The 19,054-nt window shown below is 66.2% G+C and carries 17 protein-coding genes; 5 read left to right on the top strand and 12 right to left on the bottom strand.

From position 1 onward, the window contains the following. Positions 1-164 precede the first annotated feature (164 nt). The 6 genes from CUJ90_RS06290 to CUJ90_RS06265 all read right to left on the bottom strand — a co-directional run bounded on the left by CUJ90_RS06290 (position 165) and on the right by CUJ90_RS06265 (position 7,620). Entirely contained in the window at positions 165-962 is a 798-nt protein-coding gene (locus CUJ90_RS06290) for an alpha/beta fold hydrolase (protein ID WP_073427568.1), read from the bottom strand. A gap of 125 nt (positions 963-1,087) precedes the next feature. Next, a complete protein-coding gene (locus CUJ90_RS06285) occupies positions 1,088-4,069 on the bottom strand; it encodes a DNA internalization-related competence protein ComEC/Rec2 (protein WP_244219983.1) in 2,982 nt (993 codons plus the stop codon). 114 nt (positions 4,070-4,183) lie between these two features. Further along, positions 4,184-4,972, bottom strand: a complete 789-nt coding sequence (locus tag CUJ90_RS06280; protein ID WP_083083362.1) for a TatD family hydrolase — start codon at positions 4,970-4,972, stop codon at positions 4,184-4,186. A 93-nt stretch (positions 4,973-5,065) separates the two neighbouring features. Further along, positions 5,066-5,809 carry a lipoprotein-releasing ABC transporter ATP-binding protein LolD gene (lolD, locus tag CUJ90_RS06275; RefSeq protein WP_073427566.1) on the bottom strand — a complete coding sequence of 248 codons (744 nt, stop codon included), beginning with the start codon at positions 5,807-5,809 and terminating at the stop codon, positions 5,066-5,068. After that, positions 5,802-7,055, bottom strand: a complete 1,254-nt coding sequence (locus CUJ90_RS06270) for a lipoprotein-releasing ABC transporter permease subunit (protein WP_073427565.1) — start codon at positions 7,053-7,055, stop codon at positions 5,802-5,804. The genes lolD and CUJ90_RS06270 overlap by 8 nt, the downstream gene beginning before the upstream one ends. Before the next feature lie 319 nt (positions 7,056-7,374). After that, a complete protein-coding gene (locus CUJ90_RS06265; RefSeq protein WP_152035333.1) occupies positions 7,375-7,620 on the bottom strand; it encodes a hypothetical protein in 246 nt (81 codons plus the stop codon). Between the two features lie 154 nt (positions 7,621-7,774). Between CUJ90_RS06265 and CUJ90_RS06260 the strand changes: the two genes are divergently transcribed. The 5 genes from CUJ90_RS06260 (at position 7,775) to CUJ90_RS06240 (ending at position 14,648) form a co-directional block, all read left to right on the top strand. Next, the gene (locus tag CUJ90_RS06260) at positions 7,775-8,905 is read left to right on the top strand and encodes a regulator (protein WP_114162216.1); all 1,131 of its coding nucleotides are present in this window, start codon (positions 7,775-7,777) and stop codon (positions 8,903-8,905) included. Positions 8,906-8,933: 28 nt separating this feature from the next. Then, positions 8,934-10,640, top strand: coding sequence for a single-stranded-DNA-specific exonuclease RecJ (gene recJ, locus CUJ90_RS06255; protein WP_114162215.1), 1,707 nt, complete (start codon positions 8,934-8,936; stop codon positions 10,638-10,640). A 146-nt stretch (positions 10,641-10,786) separates the two neighbouring features. Further along, positions 10,787-11,891 (top strand): peptide chain release factor 2 gene (prfB, locus tag CUJ90_RS06250; RefSeq protein WP_114162214.1). Its coding sequence is split into 2 segments (ribosomal slippage): positions 10,787-10,867 and positions 10,869-11,891, totalling 1,104 coding nucleotides; the frame shifts between segments, so codons are not numbered across the junction. A 124-nt stretch (positions 11,892-12,015) separates the two neighbouring features. Beyond that, positions 12,016-13,572, top strand: coding sequence for a lysine--tRNA ligase (gene lysS / locus CUJ90_RS06245; RefSeq protein ID WP_244220010.1), 1,557 nt, complete (start codon positions 12,016-12,018; stop codon positions 13,570-13,572). 326 nt (positions 13,573-13,898) lie between these two features. Continuing rightward, positions 13,899-14,648, top strand: coding sequence for a glycine zipper 2TM domain-containing protein (locus CUJ90_RS06240; RefSeq protein ID WP_114162213.1), 750 nt, complete (start codon positions 13,899-13,901; stop codon positions 14,646-14,648). A gap of 130 nt (positions 14,649-14,778) precedes the next feature. Here the strand turns inward: CUJ90_RS06240 and iscX are convergent, their stop codons facing one another. The 6 genes from iscX to iscU form a co-directional block, all read right to left on the bottom strand. Continuing rightward, the gene (gene iscX, locus CUJ90_RS06235) at positions 14,779-14,976 is read right to left on the bottom strand and encodes a Fe-S cluster assembly protein IscX (RefSeq protein WP_007181290.1); all 198 of its coding nucleotides are present in this window, start codon (positions 14,974-14,976) and stop codon (positions 14,779-14,781) included. Between the two features lie 15 nt (positions 14,977-14,991). Next, the gene (fdx, locus tag CUJ90_RS06230) at positions 14,992-15,333 is read right to left on the bottom strand and encodes an ISC system 2Fe-2S type ferredoxin (RefSeq protein WP_073427560.1); all 342 of its coding nucleotides are present in this window, start codon (positions 15,331-15,333) and stop codon (positions 14,992-14,994) included. A gap of 148 nt (positions 15,334-15,481) precedes the next feature. After that, positions 15,482-17,353 (bottom strand): Fe-S protein assembly chaperone HscA, encoded by a 1,872-nt coding sequence (gene hscA / locus CUJ90_RS06225; protein WP_114162212.1) that lies wholly within the window; start codon positions 17,351-17,353, stop codon positions 15,482-15,484. Between the two features lie 111 nt (positions 17,354-17,464). Beyond that, the gene (gene hscB / locus CUJ90_RS06220; protein WP_073427558.1) at positions 17,465-17,992 is read right to left on the bottom strand and encodes a Fe-S protein assembly co-chaperone HscB; all 528 of its coding nucleotides are present in this window, start codon (positions 17,990-17,992) and stop codon (positions 17,465-17,467) included. A 115-nt stretch (positions 17,993-18,107) separates the two neighbouring features. Next, positions 18,108-18,431, bottom strand: coding sequence for an iron-sulfur cluster assembly protein IscA (gene iscA / locus CUJ90_RS06215; RefSeq protein WP_073427557.1), 324 nt, complete (start codon positions 18,429-18,431; stop codon positions 18,108-18,110). Positions 18,432-18,597: 166 nt separating this feature from the next. After that, the gene (iscU, locus tag CUJ90_RS06210) at positions 18,598-19,014 is read right to left on the bottom strand and encodes a Fe-S cluster assembly scaffold IscU (RefSeq protein ID WP_073427556.1); all 417 of its coding nucleotides are present in this window, start codon (positions 19,012-19,014) and stop codon (positions 18,598-18,600) included. Positions 19,015-19,054 lie beyond the last annotated feature (40 nt).

Below are 19,054 nucleotides of genomic sequence, written 5' to 3'. Positions count from 1 at the left end.
AGGCCGCGGCGGCGGCAATCGGCGCGCGCCGATCTTGCACCGTTTCACGGCGATATGAAGCGCGAGGCGCGTTGGGCTCGTCAGTCGCGGAGCTAACCTCACTATCATCGCCCGGCATCGCAACGGTATCTCCATGCGCCGGCCAACCCGCCTACAGCGTCAAATCACCGCTCCAGCTCACGCAACATTCGCTGCACCGCGCGCGCGGTTTCGATCGGCTTTTCCATCGGATAGAGATGGCTGCCCTCGATCCATTCCAGATGACTGCCGGTCGCGCGGCGGGTTGCATCGAGACCGGCCTGGCGGATTTCCTTCGAACGCGTGCCGGCGATGAACCCCACCGGCACCGGCGCGCCGCGCGCGAGCCGCGCGCCGAGCGTGTGCGGCAAGGTCCGGTAGATCTGATACTCGGTGCGGCGGTCGAACGCCAGCGAACGCGAGCCGTCCGGCGAGGTTTGCGGAATGCCGAAGTCGATGTAATCGGACAGCATGCGCTCGTCCCAACGCGCGAATGCCGGCTTCGAATGGAAGTGCCGCCACGCTTCGTCGCGGCTCGCCCAATGCGTGCGGCGCGCGCGGGTGGCGGCCGCGGGCGACAGGCGCTCGTCGAGCCCGGTCCATTGCGACACGCGCAGCATGCTGCTGCGCCAGCCGGCGATCACCGGCGAATCCAGCATCACCACGCCCCTCACCCACTGCGGCTTCTTGAGCGCGGCCATCAACGACAGATAGCCGCCGAGCGAATGCCCCACCAGCCACACCGGTTGCTCGTACGAACGGCCGATGTCGTCGAGCAGCTGCTCGACCAGATGCGGCCAGTCCTGAGTCACCGGATAGCGGGTGTCGTGGCCGATGCGCTCGATCGAGCGCAGTTCGTAGTCGTCGGCGAGTTCGGCGAAGATCGTCCGGTAGGTCGACGCCGGAAAGCCATTCGCATGCGAGAAGTGAATGATGTTTTTCAACTGTGGCTCTCTCCGTTCTGTTTTCGCGCGCGGGCTTCTTGGGGCTTGCGGCCTGGCGGCATGTTTGTTCTGTGTTTGTTCGCGTTGCTCCCGCGCCTTTTCTCTTTCGTGCGGCCGGCGATCCGTCAGCGATCCATCCAGTAGCGGCGCTGCGTGTCGCGATAGCGCTCGAGCGTCAACGCGGCGCCGCTCATCGGCGCGCCGGCTTCGGCTCCGGCGTCCGGCGCGCGATCCGGGTTGACCTCGACCCGCACCGCGCCGTCCGTATCGCTGCGCCCCAGCTCGATGCGCCGCGCCTTGTAGCGCTCGAACACACCCACGTTCGGATGATGAAAACGGTTGCGATAGCCTACCTGAAATAGCGCGATGAGCGGATCGATAGAGTCGAGGAACGGCTCAGTCGACGAGGTCTTGCTGCCGTGATGCGGCACCACCAGCACCTGCGCACGCAGCGCCCCGCGATCGCGCGCGAGCAGGACGCGTTCGCCCGGCGCCTCGATATCCGCGGCCAGCAGCGCCGCCATGCGCGACTGGTCCGTTTGCACCGGCCCGGCTGACGAGCCCGCTTCGGCCAGCGCGGTCCTCACGCGCAGCACGCAGGAATGCGCGTTCGGTTTGCCTTGCAGCGGCCCGGCATCCGGCCAGAGCATCGCGAACTCGACGCCGTCCCACTGCCAGCGCTGCCCCGCCGCGCAACCCAGCGTCTCGGCGCCGCGTTCTCGCGCGTTCGACCACAGCGGATTCTCCGGCGCCAACGCGGCCACCATCTGACGCACCTCGATCGCGTCCAGCACCGCAGGCGCGCCGCCCGAATGATCCGAATCGGCGTGACTGACGATCAGCGTGTCGAGCGCCGTCACGCCATGCGCCTGCAGGAACGGCACGACGACGCGCTCGCCCGCGTGAGTCGATTCCGGACCGGGGCCCGCATCGAACAGCAGCGTGTGATGCGCCGTCTCGATCAGCACCGAGCTACCCTGCCCGACATCCAGCGCGGTCAGACGGAAGCTGCCGTGCGGCGGCCCCGACGGCGCCGGCAGCACGAGCGGCAGCCAGGTGAGCGGAGCGGCCCAGCGCAGCGGCCAGCCGCGCGGCGCCAGGCACCAGAGCACGCCGAGCGCCGCCGCGCCCAGCGCCCACGCGTCCGGTTGCGGCAGCCGCCACAGTGTCCAGGCAGGGCCGGACAGCATCCGCAAACCCGCGGCCAGCGGATCGAGCAACGCGTGCGCGGCGCCGAACGCGTAGGCGTCGAACGGTGCGGGCAGCGCGATGCCGGCCAGAACAACCGGCGTGACGAGCAGGCTCATCCACGGAATCGCGAAGGCGTTCGCGAGCGGACCGATCAGCGGAATCTGCGAAAACCAGTAGACCGTGAGCGGCGCGAGCGCGATCGTCACCGCGAACTGAACATGGGCGGCGTCGCGCAGCCGTTCGCCGCAAGCGCGAATCCAGCGGCGCAGGCCGATGCGCAGACGCGCGCACCGGGTCGCCGCCTCGCCGCCCTCGCGCTCTTCGTCGCGGCGTTGCTCGTGATCCCGCACGCGGGGCCGGCCCGACATCGCGAACAGAATCGCCGCCACGGCGCAGAACGACAACCAGAACCCCGCCGACACCACCGCCCACGGATCGACCAGCAGCACCAGCCCTAGCGCCCACGCCAGCACCATCGAACGCGCGAGGTTGCGGCCGCTGACAAACGCGAGCGCGACGACACTCGCCATCCACAGCGCGCGCTGCGCCGGCACGTTGAAGCCGGCCAGCGCCGCGTGCAGCGCGGCGAACATGGCGCCGCCCGTCACCGCGACGACCTGCGCGGGCAGATACAACGGCCAGTTGCGGCCGATGAACCCCGAGCGCCGCCACAACGCGCCCGTCAGCCAGCCCGTCAGACCCGCGACGATACCGATGTGCAAACCCGAGATCGCCACCAGATGACTCGTGCCGGTGCCGCGCATCAGCAGCCAGTCGACGTCGCTGATCTCGTCCTGTGCGCCGACGGCGAGCGCCACCACGATGCCGCGATGCGGCGCGTCGGCGAGCACGGTGTCGATGCGCGCCCGCAACGCGGCGCGCCAGCGGTCGACGGTCACGCTCACGCCGCGCGCATGGCCCGGCAAGCGCATGGCATGCGCGGGTGCGCTCACATAGCCGGTGGCGCGCACGTTGCGCGCAAGCAGGTTCGCTTCGGCATCGCGCACGCCGAAGTTCGCGTTGCCGTGCGGCCGTTTGAGCCGCACCGTCAAGCGCCAGCGCTCGCCCGGCTCGAGTAAAGGCGCCGGCGCATCGTCGGCGATCCACGACAGTTGAATCACGCGCGGGAAAGCGGCGATAGGCGCATCGGCCGATTCGACCTGGAACAGGAAGCGCGCGCCTTTCTCGCCGCGCGACGGCAAACCCTTGATCGTGCCGATCACGTCGATATGGCGGCCTTCCCAGGCGACCGGCAAGCTCACCGCGAGCCGTGCTTCCGCGCGCCAGGCCGCGTAGCCGAAGCCCGAGCAGAAGGCGGCACACCACAGGCCGCTCCAGCCGATGAACGAACGAATGCGTGCGCTGAACCGCAGCGGGCGCCCGAGCGTAGACGCAGACGCAGCCGTGTTGGCAGCGGTGGCTGTGTTTACAGCCGTGGGCGCATGGATTGCCGTGGCTGCATTCGTAGCCGTAGGCGCATTCGTAGCCGTAGCCACATGCGGGGCCGACGCTGCATTCGTAGCCGTGAACACATGCGTAGCCGAGGCCGCATTCGTAGTCGTGGACACATGCGCAGTCGCGACCGCATTCGTAGTCGTGGACACATCCGCAGTCCCGACCGCATTCGTAGTCGTGGCCACATCCGCAGTCGTGACCACGTTCGTAGCCGCGACCACATCCACACCCATTCCCGCACCCCCACCCACGGCCCTTGCCGCAATCAAACCGTCATGCGCAACACCAGCCTCCTCGCCGCGCGCCCCGCCCGACGACCCACCCCGCCATCCCCAAGCCGCCACTACTAGCGCGCCGCCGCCGAGCAACGCGAGCATCCACCACTCGTGCCAATCCGGCAACGCGGCCTGCCGCTGCAACCCCATCACGCCCAACGCAAACCCGCACCACCATGCCCGCATTCGCCCTCCGCCAACCGGCGCCGGACGACGACGCGACGCTCGGCGCGCAAGCGTCGACGAGCCCGCCGGGCGTGAGCGGCGCCCGGCGCGAATCACTCAAACCATCGAGTTCGATTATGCAGAGGAAAGCGCGAGCCGCGGCAGTGCGGCGAGCGCGTTAGCCGTTGTGCCTAGGGCGGCTTCGTCCGCGCTCATGCCGCGCAGTTGCGCGAGGCCCGCGCCGATGCCCGGAATCTGCTCCGGCGTGTTGCGCTGCTTGTACATCCAGGAAGGCGCGATGTCCGGCGCGTCGGTCTCGACGACCAGCGCGTCGAACGGCAATTGCTCGGCGAGGCGGCGAATCTGCCGCGCCCGCTCGAAAGTCAGATTGCCGCCGAAGCCGAGATGCATGCCCTGGTCGATATACGCCTGAGCCTGCTGAAAACTGCCGTTGAACGCATGCGCGATGCCGCGGTGAACCTGATGCCGCCGCAGTCCCTTGATCACCTGGTCCTGTGACTTACGCACGTGGCAGATCACCGGCAGATCGAATTCGCGCGCGAGTTGCAGTTGGCCGTTATAGAAGAATTGCTGGCGCGCGTCGTCGAGACCCTCGACGAAATAATCCAGGCCGATCTCGCCGATGCCGACGAAGCGCGGGTCGTCGAGACTCGCCTCGATTTCCATGCGCAGCAGTTCGAGATCGCGCTCCTGCGCGGACGGCGTGAAAAGCGGATGAATGCCGAGCGCGTAGGCGCCGCCGTCGACCCGGTGCGCCAGTTCACGCACCGTCGCGAAGTTCTCGCGGCCGATCGCCGGAATCACGATGCGCCCCACACCCGCATCGCGCGCCGCCGCCGCGACCTGGTCGCGGTCGGCGTCGAATTCGGAAGCGTCGAGATGGCAGTGCGTATCGATCCACATGGCGTGCCTTGCTAGTGGTGGGGTATCAGCTCACGTTGCGCGGGGCATCGATCCCCGCATCGATCCCATCATCGATCAGCGCCTTCACGGCGATCACACCGGCACCGGCGGCTCTTCGTGAAGGACGCCGTCGCGCAGGCGCATGATGCGGTCGCAACGTCCGGCCAATTCGGGATCATGCGTGACGATCACGAAACTGGTGTCGAGCGTTTGCGACAGTTCGAGCATCAGGTTGAACACGATGTCGGCGGTGCTGCCGTCGAGATTGCCGGTCGGCTCGTCCGCCAGCACGCACGCGGGCTTCGTGACCAGCGCGCGCGCGATCGCCACCCGCTGGCGCTCGCCGCCCGACAGCTCGCCCGGACGATGCTTCGCGCGATGCCCCATGCCGACGCGCTCCAGCACCGTGAGCGCTTCGCGGCGCGACGCCTCGGTGGTCATGCGGCGAATCCGCAGCGGCATCGCGACGTTGTCGAGCGCGGAAAACTCCGGCAGCAGGTGGTGGAACTGATACACGAAGCCGAGCGCGCGATTGCGCAGGTCGTTGCGTTCGCGCTCGGAGAGCCGGGTGAACGGCTTGCCCATCACCGAGACGTGGCCGGCGCTCGGATCGTCGAGGCCGCCGAGCACATGCAGCAGCGTGCTCTTGCCCGAACCCGACGCGCCGACGATCGCGAGTTTCTCGCCGCGCCGCACGCTCAGTTCGGCGTTGTTGAGCACCTGCACGTTCAGGCCGCCCTGCACGAACGACTTGGAAATGCCGGTTGCTTCCAGCACGTAGGGATGCGGCGCGCTTTCCTGAGAGGTCATGGGTAAGGTAGCGGAACGGTCATTCATAGCGCAGCGCCTCCGCGGGACGGACTTTCGCACCGCGCCAGCTCGGGTAAAGCGTCGCCAGCGCCGACATCGCGAACGCGATGATGCCGATGCGCGCGACGTCGGCCGGAATCAGCTCGGACGGCAGTTCGCTGATGAAATACACCGACGGCGGCAGGAACTGCACGCCGATCAGATGCTCGATCATCGGCACCAGCCACGGAATGCTCCACGCGATCAGGCAGCCGAGCGCGACGCCGGTTGCCGTGCCGACGAAGCCGATCGTCACGCCCTGCACCACGAAGATCTTCATGATCGAACCGGGCTGCGCGCCCAGCGTGCGCAGAATCGCGATGTCGGCCTGCTTGTTGGTCACCGTCATCACCAGCGACGACACGAGGTTGAACGCCGCCACCGCGATGATCAGCGTGAGGATGATGAACATCATGCGTTTTTCGATCTGCACCGCCGAGAACCAGGTCTTGTTCTGCTGGGTCCAGTCGCGGATGTACAGGTCGCCGGAGAGACTGCGCGCGAGTTGATGCGCGACTTCCGGCGCGCGCTGCATGTCGGTCAGGCGCAGTCGCACGCCGGTCGGCGCGGGCAGGCGGAACAGCGCCTGCGCGTCCTTGATGTTGATCAGCGCGAGCGTGCTGTCGTATTCGTAATGCCCCGACTCGAAGATGCCCACCACCGTGAACTGCTTCAGGCGCGGCAGCATGCCGGCCGGCGTGATCGTGCCTTCGGGCGCGACCAGCGTGATCTTGTCGTTGACCTGCACGCCGAGATTGGTGGCGAGGTCCGCACCCAGCACGATGCCGAAGTCGCCCGGCACGAGGTCGGTCAGCTTGCCGCCCTTCATCTCGCGGCCGATGTCGGACACCTGCGGCTCGAGCGTGGGTTCGACGCCGCGCAGCGCCACGCCGCTCACGGCGTCCTGGCGCGTGAGCAGCGCCTGCGCCTCGACATAAGGCGCCGCGCCGATCACTTCCTTGTTCTGGCGAGCCTCCTGGGCGGTCAATTGCCAGTTGGGCATCGAGCCGGTCGGCGAAAAGATCTCGACGTGCGCGAGCACCGACAGCATGCGGTCACGCACCTCTTTCTGGAAACCGTTCATCACGGACAACACGACGATCAGCGCCGCGACGCCAAGCGCGATGCCCGACATCGAAACGAGCGCGATGAAGGAAATGAAGCCGTTGCCGGTCGTGCGTTTGCCGGCGCGGGTGTAGCGCCAGCCAATCTGCCATTCGTAGGGAAATTTCAAGCGAATCCTTTTCTGCGTTCTTCGGCTGCTCTTGAGCGTTTTGCTGCGCGATGACGGCGGCCAGCCGCGATATGACGACGGTCATGCTTGCGGCATGAGCGCCGTGATCATTGGTGTCGCGGCACCCGCGATGGTTCCGGTATGACGTTCCGGCGTCCGGGCAAAGCTCGCGCCTCCGACGCCCGCCCACCGCCGCCGCACCGCCGCCAATCAAGCGCGAAGTTTGCCATACAATGCCGCCGATTCGCGCAAACGGCTTGCGAGCGGGACGCTCGCCGGCGGCGGCCCCCCGCCGCCGCCCACGACGCCGCCGCGCACGCTAACTCAGGTTGTAGCGCCCCCTCAGATCATTGATGAGCGCGGCCGCCTGATTCGCCGCCGCGTCGCGCAGCTCGGCGTCCTTGCGGTCGCGATGCAGGTGAGTGATGTCCCAGTTGCAGCCGGTTTCGTCCTCGACGGTCTCGTGAAAGCCGGTCGGAATCCAACCGGCCGTGGCCGGATTGGCATCGAGCGCCTTGACGACGAGTGCGAGCAGTTCCTGCTCGGTTTTCAGTTCACGCGACATGCCGGTCTCCTGCGTCATGTGCGCGGTGCCGCCGCGCGCGGCTTGCTGGTATCGGCGCGGCCCTCGCATGGCGCCGGAATGTGTCGATACGGTCCGCGGCATGGTTCGTGTCGGGTCCGCGTTTGGTCTGAATAGTCGCACTCTTTGCCCTACAATGCGCAGCATCATGCACGCCGACCGCCTTCATCTCCTCCTGCCCTTCGCGCTGCCCGCCGCCGCGGACGCCTCCACCGCCTTACACGACATCCAGAGCCCGGCCCTCGACCGGCTGATCGCGCGCGCCACGCTGGTCGAACGGGTGATCGGCGAGGACTTTCAGCGCACGCTGCCGCATGAACGCTGGGTGGCGCGCCAGTTCGGCGCACTGCCGAGCGGCGCGGCCGCCGCCGACGAGGCGCCGCTTGCGCCCTACATGCTGCGCGCCGACGGCGGCGAGCCCGGCAACGCGATGTGGGCGTGCGTACAACCGGTGCATGTGCGGATCGCGCATGACCATCTGGTGCTGATCGATCCCGCCTCGCTGGAGTTGTCCGATGAAGAAGCCGGCGCGCTGCTCGCGGTCGCCCGGCCGCTGATCGAGGAACTCGGCGTGCGCATCGAGGCGCCCAAACCCACGCGCTGGTATTTGTCCGGCGAAGGCTTCGGCACGCTGGCGGGCGCGTCGCCGTTGCGCGCGAGCGGCCGCAACATCGAAATCTGGCTGCCGCACGAGGCGCATTCCGGCGAGCGCTCGCGCGCGTGGATGAAGCTGCAAAACGAAGTGCAGATGGCGTGGTTCGAACATCCGGTCAATGAAGCGCGCGAGGCGCGCGGCCTGCCGGCCGTCAACTCGATCTGGTTTCATGCGCAAGGCGCGGCGCAACCGGTGCGCAGTCCGTTCGCGCGGGTGTTCTCCGACGCGGCCGCGACACGCGGTCTCGCGATGACCGCCGGTGTGCGGACCGGCGCGCCGCCGGCTTCGTTCGGCGCGCTGTCCGCCGCCGTCAACGGCACGTTCGGGAGCACGAGCCATGCCGCCAGCAACACTGAACCCACCACGCTGGTCGAACTCGATCCGTTTTCCGCGCCGTACATCCAGCAGGACTGGGCGCGCTGGAACGACGCCTTCGCCGCGTTGCAAAGCGACTGGTTCGAACCGGCGCTCGACGCGCTGCAATCCGGCCGGCTCGGCGAACTCGGCCTGACCTTGTGCGGCGACACCGGCTCGGTGACGCTCTCGGTCACGCGCGGCGACCTGCGCAAATTCTGGCGGCGGCGCGTGCTCGCCTCGCTTTTCATCGAATGATTGATCGCCTGATCCACGGCCTTTCCGAATGACTCGAATCGTTACGCGCGCCTCGTCTCCCGTCGACGCCGAAATTCTCATCCGTCACGGCCTGCATCCGGTACTCGCGCGCCTGTACGCCGCGCGCGGCGTGTGCATGCCCGACGAAATCGAAACCGGTCTCGCGCGCCTCGTGGCGCCCGCCGGACTCAAGGGCTGCGAGGACGCCGCCGCGCTGCTCGCCGACGCGATCGAGGGCAAGCGCCGCATGCTGGTGGTCGCCGACTACGACTGCGACGGCGCCACCGCGTGCGCGGTCGCGGTGCGCGGCCTGCGCATGTTCGGCGGCCGGATCGACTATCTGGTGCCGAACCGCTTCGAATACGGTTACGGCCTCACGCCCGAGATCGTCGCGCTGGCCGCGAGGAACGCGTCCGGCAAGCCGGATCTGCTGATCACGGTCGACAACGGCATCGCCAGCGTCGACGGCGTGGAGGCGGCCAACGCGCTCGGCATCGACGTGCTCGTCACCGATCACCATCTGCCCGGCGACGAACTGCCCGCAGCCCGCGCGATCGTCAATCCGAATCAGCCGGGCTGCACGTTTCCGAGCAAGTGCATCGCGGGCGTCGGCGTGATGTTTTACGTGCTGCTGGCGTTGCGCGCCGAATTGCGCCGCCGCGGCGCGTTCAACGACCTGCATCCCGAGCCGCGTCTGGACGGCCTGCTCGATCTGGTCGCGCTCGGCACGGTCGCGGACGTCGTCAAGCTCGACGGCAATAACCGCGTGCTGGTCGCGCAAGGCTTGCAGCGCATCCGCAAAGGCAAGATGCAGCCGGGCATCGCCGCCCTCTTTCGCGCCGCCGCGCGCGACGCGCGCAGCGCGTCGGGTTTCGATCTGGGCTTTGCGCTCGGCCCGCGGCTGAATGCGGCCGGCCGTCTGTCCGACATGTCGCTCGGCATCGAATGCCTGACCACCGACGACATCGGCCGCGCATGGGACCTCGCGCAGCAACTGGACACGATGAACCGCGAACGCCGCGAGATCGAGGCCGGCATGCAGCAGCAGGCGCTCGACGATCTTTCCACGATCGACCCCGACGGCGCGACCACCATCACGCTGTTCAATCCGGCGTGGCACCAGGGCGTGATCGGCATCGTCGCCGGGCGCCTGAAGGAGAAGTTCCACCGCCCCTCGTTCACGTTCGCGCTCGCCGACGACAGCGGCCAGCTCGTCAAGGGCTCGGGCCGTTCGATCGCGGGCTTTCATCTGCGCGACGCGCTCGATCTGATCTCGAAGCGCGAGCCCGGCCTGATCGTCAAGTTCGGCGGCCACGCGATGGCCGCGGGCCTGACGCTCGCCGCCGCCGACGTGCCGCGTTTCACCGCCGCGTTCGAGGCGGTCGGCCGCGAATGGCTCTCCGAGGAGGCGCTGTCGCGCACCATCGAGACCGACGGCGAACTCGAGGACGCCTACTTCACGCCGCAATTCGTCGAAATGCTCGACGCCGCCGTGTGGGGCCAGGGCTTCCCGGCGCCGGTGTTTTCCGGCGAATTCGACATCGCGTCCCAGGCGCTGGTGAAGGACAAGCATCTGAAGCTGCAACTCGTGCGCGGCCGCCAGCGCTTCAACGCGATCTGGTTCAACCACACCGACACGCTGCCCGCGCGCACCACCGTCGCCTATCGCCTCGCGAGCGACACATGGAACGGCGTGTCGCGGGTGCAATTGATCGTCGAGCACGCGGCAAGCTAGTCGCGCGGCGCTCGACCGGCATGCGCGGCGGCGCCAAAACCACTGCAAAATCAACCCGGAACGCGCGCCGGATCGCGCGCGAGCGCCCGGCGCGGCGCGCCGATCGGCTATAATTTCCCCTTTTTACGAAGCCACAAAAGATCGACATGGAAGCGGAACGTCTCAACGCGATCGAAGCCTCTCTGGCGGACCTGCGCACGCGCGCGGCCGACCTACGGGGGTATCTTTGACTACGACGACAAGTCTCGTCGCCTGATCGAAGTCAACCGGGAACTCGAAGACCCGGACGTCTGGAACGACTCGAAGCACGCCCAGGCCCTCGGCCGGGAAAAGAAACTGCTTGACGACGTGGTCGGCAAACTCACCTCGCTCGACAACGACCTGCGCGACGCGCAGGACCTGTTCGACATGGCCCGCGAGGAAGGCGACGATGAAACCCTGATCGCCTGCGAAACGGACGCGCAAGGGCTCGAACAGCGCGTCGCCGACATGGAATTCCGCCGGATGTTCGCGAATCCGGCCGACCCGAACAACGCCTTCCTCGACATTCAGGCCGGCGCCGGCGGCACCGAAGCGTGCGACTGGGCGTCCATGCTGCTGCGCCAGTACCTGCGCTACTGCGAGCGCAAGGGCTTCAAGACCGAAGTGCTGGAACAGACCGAGGGCGACGTCGCGGGCATCAAGAACGCGACCATCAAGATCGAAGGCGAATACGCGTATGGCTTTCTGCGCACCGAAACCGGCGTGCACCGCCTCGTGCGCAAGTCGCCGTTCGATTCGTCGGGCGGGCGTCATACGTCGTTCTCGTCCGTGTTCGTGTACCCGGAAGTCGACGATTCGATCGAAGTCGACATCAATCCGGCCGATCTGCGCATCGACACCTACCGCGCGTCCGGCGCGGGCGGTCAGCACATCAACAAGACCGACTCCGCGGTGCGTATCACGCACATGCCGTCGGGCATCGTCGTGCAGTGCCAGAACGACCGTTCGCAGCACCGCAACCGCGCCGAAGCCATGGCCATGCTGAAATCGCGCCTGTACGAAGCGGAAATCCGCAAGCGTCAGGCCGAGCAGGACAAGCTCGAAGCCGGCAAGACCGATGTGGGCTGGGGTCATCAGATCCGCTCGTACGTGCTGGACAACAGCCGTATCAAGGATCTGCGCACCAACGTCGAAATCAGCAATACCAAGAGCGTGCTCGACGGCGACCTCGATCCGTTCATCAGCGCCAGCCTGAAACAGGGCGTCTAAAGCGCAACCGGCGCGGCATGCATCGCATTGCCGCGCCGCATCTTTTTAACGCCTGTTCGTCGACGTACTCGCAGGCCACCCGCGCGAGATTCATCCGATGCGGGCCACCGAATACCAGACCATCATGACCGAATCGACCCAGCGTAATGTGGCGCAGCCTAATGCGGCCCAACCGAACGTCGTGCCCGAGTTGGACGACAACAAGATCATCGCCGAGCGCCGCGAAAAGCTGCGCGAACTGCGCGAGCACGGCGTCGCCTATCCGAACGACTTCCGTCCCACGCATCACGCGGACGATCTGCAATCGCAGTACGAGCACGCGGACAAGGAAGCGCTCGAGGCCAACCCGCTCCAAGTCGCGATCGCCGGCCGCATGATGCTCAAGCGTGTGATGGGCAAGGCGAGCTTCGCCACCGTGCGCGACGGTTCGGGTCAGATCCAGTTCTTCATCACGCCGGCCGACGTCGGCCAGGAAACGTACGACGCCTTCAAGAAGTGGGACATGGGCGACATCGTCGCGGCGCGCGGTGTGCTGTTCCGCACCAACAAGGGCGAGCTCTCGGTGCGTTGCACGAACCTGCGTCTGCTGTCGAAGTCGCTGCGTCCGCTGCCGGACAAATTCCACGGCCTGTCGGATCAGGAGATGAAGTACCGCCAGCGCTACGTCGACCTGATCGTCACGCCGGAAACGCGCAAGACGTTCGTCGCACGCACCAAGGCGATTTCGTCGATCCGCAAGTTCATGGCGGACGCGGATTTCATGGAAGTCGAAACGCCGATGCTGCACCCGATTCCGGGCGGCGCGGCGGCCAAGCCGTTCACCACGCACCACAACGCGCTCGACATGCAGATGTTCCTGCGCATCGCGCCCGAACTGTATCTGAAGCGGCTGGTGGTCGGCGGCTTCGAGCGCGTGTTCGAGATCAACCGGAATTTCCGCAACGAGGGCGTCTCGGTGCGCCACAATCCGGAATTCACGATGATCGAGTTCTACGCGGCGTACACCGATTACACGTGGGTGATGGACTTCACCGAGCAGTTGATCCGCCAGGCGGCGATCGACGCATTGGGCACCGCCACGATCACCTATCAGGGCCGCGAGCTCGATCTCGCCAAGCCGTTCCACCGGCTGACGATCACGCAGGCGATCCAGAAGTACGCGCCGCAATACACGAACGAGCAACTCGCCGACAGCGCATTCCTGCGTACCGAGTTGAAGAAGTTCGGCGTGGACGCGTCGCAGCCGCAGTTCCTCAATGCCGGCGTGGGTTCGCTGCAATTGGCGCTGTTCGAGGAAACCGCCGAGTCGCAATTGTGGGAGCCGACGTACATCATCGACTACCCGGTCGAGGTGTCGCCCCTCGCGCGCGCGTCGGACAAAGTGCCCGGCATCACCGAGCGTTTCGAGCTGTTTATCACGGGCCGTGAGATCGCCAATGGCTTCTCGGAACTGAACGATCCGGAAGACCAGGCCGCCCGCTTCAAGAAGCAGGTCGACCAGAAAGAGGCCGGCGACGAAGAAGCGATGTTCTACGACGCCGACTACATCCGCGCGCTCGAATACGGCATGCCGCCGGCCGGCGGTTGCGGCATCGGCATCGACCGTCTGGTGATGATGCTGACCGACAGCCCGAGCATCCGCGACGTGATTCTGTTTCCGCATCTGCGCCGCGAGGATTGATCGTTGCGCGGCCTCGCATCAAGTGAAACGCCCGGCACGATTGAACTAACGCCGGGCGTTTTTCTTGCGGCGCGCAAAAAGCCGGTAGGCCGCCGTTGATGGTTGTAACCATCGGTAAAAGGCCCGCCCCGACGACCACGCCGTGTTCTCAGCAACTGTTGCGAGCCTTGAAGGAATCCGCACACCCTGCCGCGCAGCGCGAGCTTCGATGCAGTCAGTCCGGGATGATTGCCTCCAGGATGTTACAAATTGAAACCCTCGCGGGATCGATTTGCCCCGACACTCAGTCTCAATAACAGTCGACTCTGCTTAAGACGGAGGCCAGTATGGACAGTCCAGATTCCAAATCCACGCAACCACGCCGTATCCATCCGCTCGTCGCGACAGCCGCGGGCGCGGTCATCATTGCCAGTCTCGTGGCGACAGCGGCCATGACAGGGCTCTTTCCCAAAGCCTCGAGCAACGGCGCGCAAACCGACCAGACGCAAACCGCCCAGGTGGCGACGCAGCCGAACGTAATCGACTCTGCCGCACCGGCGAATCCATCGGCGCAGCAGTCAGCGCAACAGTCAGCGCAACAAGGCGCGCCGCAGAACGCTCAGCAAGCCGCTCAACAACAGGCTGAACAGCAGCCGCAACGCGCCCCTGCTCCGGCGCCCGCCCAGCAACAGTACGCGCAGCAGCAACAAGCGCAGGCGGCGCCGCAATATGCGCAACAGCAGCAGCAGCCGCGCTCGGCTTACTGCTCCACGTGCGGCACGGTGGTCGCTATTTCGGCGGTGCGTCAGGAAGGCCACGGCACCGGTATCGGCGCGGTCGGCGGCGCGGTGGCCGGCGGCGTGGTCGGCAATCAGTTCGGCAGCGGCAACGGCCGTACCGCGATGACCTTGCTCGGCGCGCTGGGCGGCGGTCTCGCGGGCAACTCGGTCGAAAAGCACATCCGCAGCACGACTTCCTATTCGGTGCGGGTGCGGATGGAAAACGGCAAGACGCGCTACTTTACGTACAATGAAGCCCCGCCGTTCCAGCAAGGTCAGCGTGTGCGCGTTGAAAACGGCACGCTCGTGGCGGGCTGAGCGTTGGCGGCAGCCTGTGGGGCTGCGATATTGCGGCAGGCAGGCTTTAAAAAAGGCGATTCCGATGATGGAATCGCCTTTTTCCTTGCCGCGGCCGCCGCGCCAGTCATCGCGCGACGGCGGCGAAAACTCAGTAATCCGCGTCTTCAATCCATGCAGCCTGAATCGCTTCGAGGATCTTCTCGTTCGACCGGTTGGGATCGTCGTCGAACCCCTCCAGTTCGGTGACCCAGCGGTGCAAGTCGGTGAAGCGCACCTGCTGCGGGTCGATGTCCTGGTGCTTGTCAGTCAGGGCCATCGCGATGTCTTGCGTATCGGTCCACTTCATGGCTGCATCCTCCTGTTAGTGGTTTTCCTTCGCGTGATTGATCGAGTAGCGCGGGATTTCGACAACCAGATCCTGCTCTTCAGGCACGATCGCCTGGCACGACAGACGCGAGGCCGGCTCGAGCCCCCACGCCTTGTCCAACAGATCGTCCTCGTCTTCCTCGGACGGCGTCAAGGCGGCGAAACCCTCACGCACGATCACGTGACAGGTCGTGCACGCGCACGACTTCTCGCAAGCATGCTCGATCTCGATGCCGTTATCGAGCAGGTTGTCGCAGATGCTCTTGCCGGGCACGGCATCGATCACCGCGCCTTCCGGGCACAGTTCGACGTGAGGCAGCACAACGATTTGAGGCATACATTTTCCGTTTAGGTCTGAGGCACGGTCGGCGCAACAGCCTACGTACCATTTTACTGGCGGCACGCGGACTTTTTAAGTCCGCGCGGCGCGCTTCGGTTTGGGTCGCGGGTAGCGGGTCTCGCGGCCCGCGTGCCGCCGGCGCGACTCAGATCTCGTCGAGCTTGCGGCCGGCGAGCGCGCGGCGAATGCCCTTGTTCATGCGGCGCGCGGCGAATTCGTCGGTGCCTTCGGCGAGCGTTTTCGTCGCGGCTTCGATCGCGTCGACGTCGTCGCTTTGCTCGACGTTGCGCAGCGCGTTCAACAGCGCGTCGAGTTCGGCGCGTTCGCTGTCGTCGAGCAATTCGGCGTCGGCGGCGAGCGCCGCGTCGGTCGCTTCCACGAGACGCCGCGCTTCGACCTGCGCCTCGCGCAGCGCGCGGGCGCGCATGTCGACCTCGGCGGTCGAGAAACTGTCTTCGAGCATTCTGGCGATGTCGTCGTCGGCGAGACCGTAGGACGGCTTCACCACCACCGACGCTTCCACGCCCGAGGCCAGCTCGCGTGCGAACACGGACAGCAGACCGTCGGCGTCGACCTGATACGTGACGCGGATGCGCGCCGCGCCGGCCGCCATCGGCGGAATGCCGCGCAGCTCGAAACGCGCGAGCGAGCGGCAATCGCTGACGAGCTCGCGCTCGCCTTGCACGACGTGGATCGCCATCGCCGTCTGGCCGTCCTTGAAGGTCGTGAAATCCTGCGCGCGCGCGACCGGAATGGTCGAATTGCGCGGGATGATCTTCTCGGTCAGACCGCCCATCGTCTCCACGCCGAGCGACAGCGGGATCACGTCGAGCAGCAGCCAGTCGTCGCCGTCCGCGCCGCGGTTGCCCGCGAGCAGATCGGCCTGGATCGCCGCGCCGAGCGCGACGACCTGATCCGGGTCGAGATTGATGAGCGGCGGCTGGCCGAAGAACGCCTCGACCGCGCGGCGGATCACCGGCATGCGCGTCGCGCCGCCGACCAGCACGACGCCCTTGATGTCCTTCGTCGTGACCCTCGCGTCGCGCAGCGCTTTCTTCGTGGGCCCGAGCGTGCGCTGCACCAGCGCCTGCGTGATGGCCTCGAAAGTGGCTTCCTCGATCGTCAGATCGATCCGGGCGCCGCTCGAGAGCGTCGCCTGTAGCGTTGCACTCGGCGCGTCCGACAACGCCTCCTTGGTCACGCGCACGCTGTCGAGCAGCAGGCGAACGTCTTCAGGCGCGAGCGTTTGCGGGGCAATGCCCGCCTGCTCCAGCACATGGCGATACAACATGTGATCGAAATCGTCGCCGCCGAGCGCGGAATCGCCGCCCGCCGCGAGCACTTCGAACACGCCCTTCGTGAGCTTCAGAATCGACAGGTCGAAGGTGCCGCCGCCGAGGTCGTACACCGCGTACAGGCCTTCGGAGCCGTTGTCGAGGCCGTAGGCGATCGCGGCCGCCGTCGGCTCGTTCAGCAGACGCAGCACGTTCAGGCCCGCGAGGCGGGCGGCGTCCTTGGTCGCCTGGCGCTGCGCCTCATCGAAGTAAGCGGGCACCGTGATGACCGCGCCGACCAGTTCGTCGCCGAGCGTGTCCTCGGCGCGCTGGCGCAGCGTGGCGAGAATTTCCGCCGACACTTCCACCGGGCTTTTCACGCCGTCGACGGTACGGATCTGCACCATGCCCGGGACGTCGATGAAATCGTAGGGCGCGTTCTCGGCGCCCTCGACTTCCGCCTTGCCCCGGCCCATGAAGCGCTTGACCGACACGATCGTGTTGCGCGGATCGGTGGCCGCTTCAGCCTTGGCCGCCCGGCCGATGCGGCGGCCGCCCTTTTCGAGGTAACGCACCACCGACGGCAGCAGCACATGGCCGTCGTCGTCGGGCAGCACGTCGGGCACGCCGCTGCGCACGGCGGCGACGAGGGAATTGGTGGTGCCGAGGTCGATACCGACCGCCAGGCGCCGCTGATGAGGCGCCGGCGCCATGCCGGGTTCGGAGATTTGCAGTAAGGCCATCTGGATCTTCTCGGGGCCGCTTCGCCCCGTCCTGAATTTTCGCGTTGCTGGATATAAAGCTTCGGCTGTTCCGGCTGCGTTCTGGCGCGGCGTTGGCTCGCGCCCGGATCGCTAGTGTTCGAGCCGCTCGATCTGCGCGTCTATTTCCGACGCTACCCGCTCGATGAACATCAACTGCCGCACCGCCTCGCCCGCCGCCTGATTCGCGCCGCTGTCGAGCAGTGCGCCGAGCTTGGTGAAACGCATGCGCTCTTCGTCGCGCAGTTCGGTCAGGAGGGCGTCGAGCGCGTCGACGTTTTTCGCCGCGGCCGCGTCCTCGATGCCTTCGCGCCACTCCATCTGCTGCATCAGGAACGACGGCTCCATCGCCGTATTGTTCTCCGCGCCGACGTCGATGCCGCGCAGATGCAGCAGGTAAGTAGCGCGCTTGAGCGGATCGCGCAGCGTCTGATACGCCTCGTTGGTGCGCGTCGCCCACTGCATGGCGATGCGCTTTTGTGCGTCGCCGGCCGCCGCGAAGCGGTCGGGATGCACCTGGGCCTGCACGGTGCGGTAGGCGTGATCGAGCGTCGTTGCGTCGAGCGCGAATTGCGCCGGCAGACCGAACAGGTCGAAGTGGCTGTCGTTCAGCGAGGCCATCGGATAGAAGAGGTCCGTTCAGGAAAGCGCACAAGAGTGCCGTCTAAAAACGCGGATGAAACTAAAAAGGCGGCCCGCGCCGCCTTTTGTCCGCCGCACGCGGAAGTGTTCCGGTTTACACCCGGAACGACTCGCCGCAACCGCATTCGTCCTTCACGTTCGGATTGTTGAACTTGAAGCCTTCGTTCAATCCTTCGCGCGCGAAGTCGAGTTCAGTGCCGTCGATATAGGCGAGGCTCTTGGGGTCGACAATGATCTTCACGCCGTTGCATTCGAACACCTGGTCTTCGGGCGCGAGTTCGTCCACGTACTCAAGCTTGTAGGCGAGGCCGGAGCACCCGGTGGTACGCACGCCGAGGCGCAGCCCGACGCCTTTACCGCGGCGGATCAGATACTTCTGGACGTGCTGTGCTGCCTTTTCGGTCAACGTAATTGCCATTGCGTTTCTCATTGCGCAGTGTGCGGGCAGTCCGCGTTTCGTCACTCGGGCTTATCGCCGCGGTAATTCCTCGCGCTGCCACCCTGCCTGCATCAAATATCGCTCATGCCGGGCGGCGCGTTCGTTGCGCCGCCGCTTCCGGCTCACTTCGAATCCCGACGCCCGCTTACGCGGTTTGCTTGTCGCCCTCGACAACCGCAGCAACGCCGTGGCGTTGCTTGTAGTCGGCGACCGCTGCCTTGATCGCGTCTTCCGCGAGGATCGAGCAGTGGATCTTCACCGGCGGCAGCGCGAGTTCTTCAGCGATCTGCGTGTTCTTGATCGACATGGCTTGATCGAGCGTCTTGCCCTTCACCCATTCGGTGACGAGCGAGCTCGACGCAATCGCCGAACCGCAGCCATACGTCTTGAACTTCGCGTCTTCGATGACGCCGTCCGCGCCGACGCGAATCTGCAGCTTCATCACGTCGCCGCAGGCCGGCGCGCCGACCATGCCGGTGCCGACCGCATCGTCGTCCTTCGCGAAGGAACCGACGTTGCGCGGGTTTTCATAGTGGTCCAGTACCTTGTCGCTATAAGCCATGATCACACTCCTTGATTCGTTTCAACCTGCAATTCGATGA

The sequence above is a fragment of the Paraburkholderia terricola genome, assembly GCF_003330825.1.
Lineage (GTDB): Bacteria > Pseudomonadota > Gammaproteobacteria > Burkholderiales > Burkholderiaceae > Paraburkholderia > Paraburkholderia terricola.
This window is presented reverse-complemented; position numbering and strand designations above follow the sequence as displayed.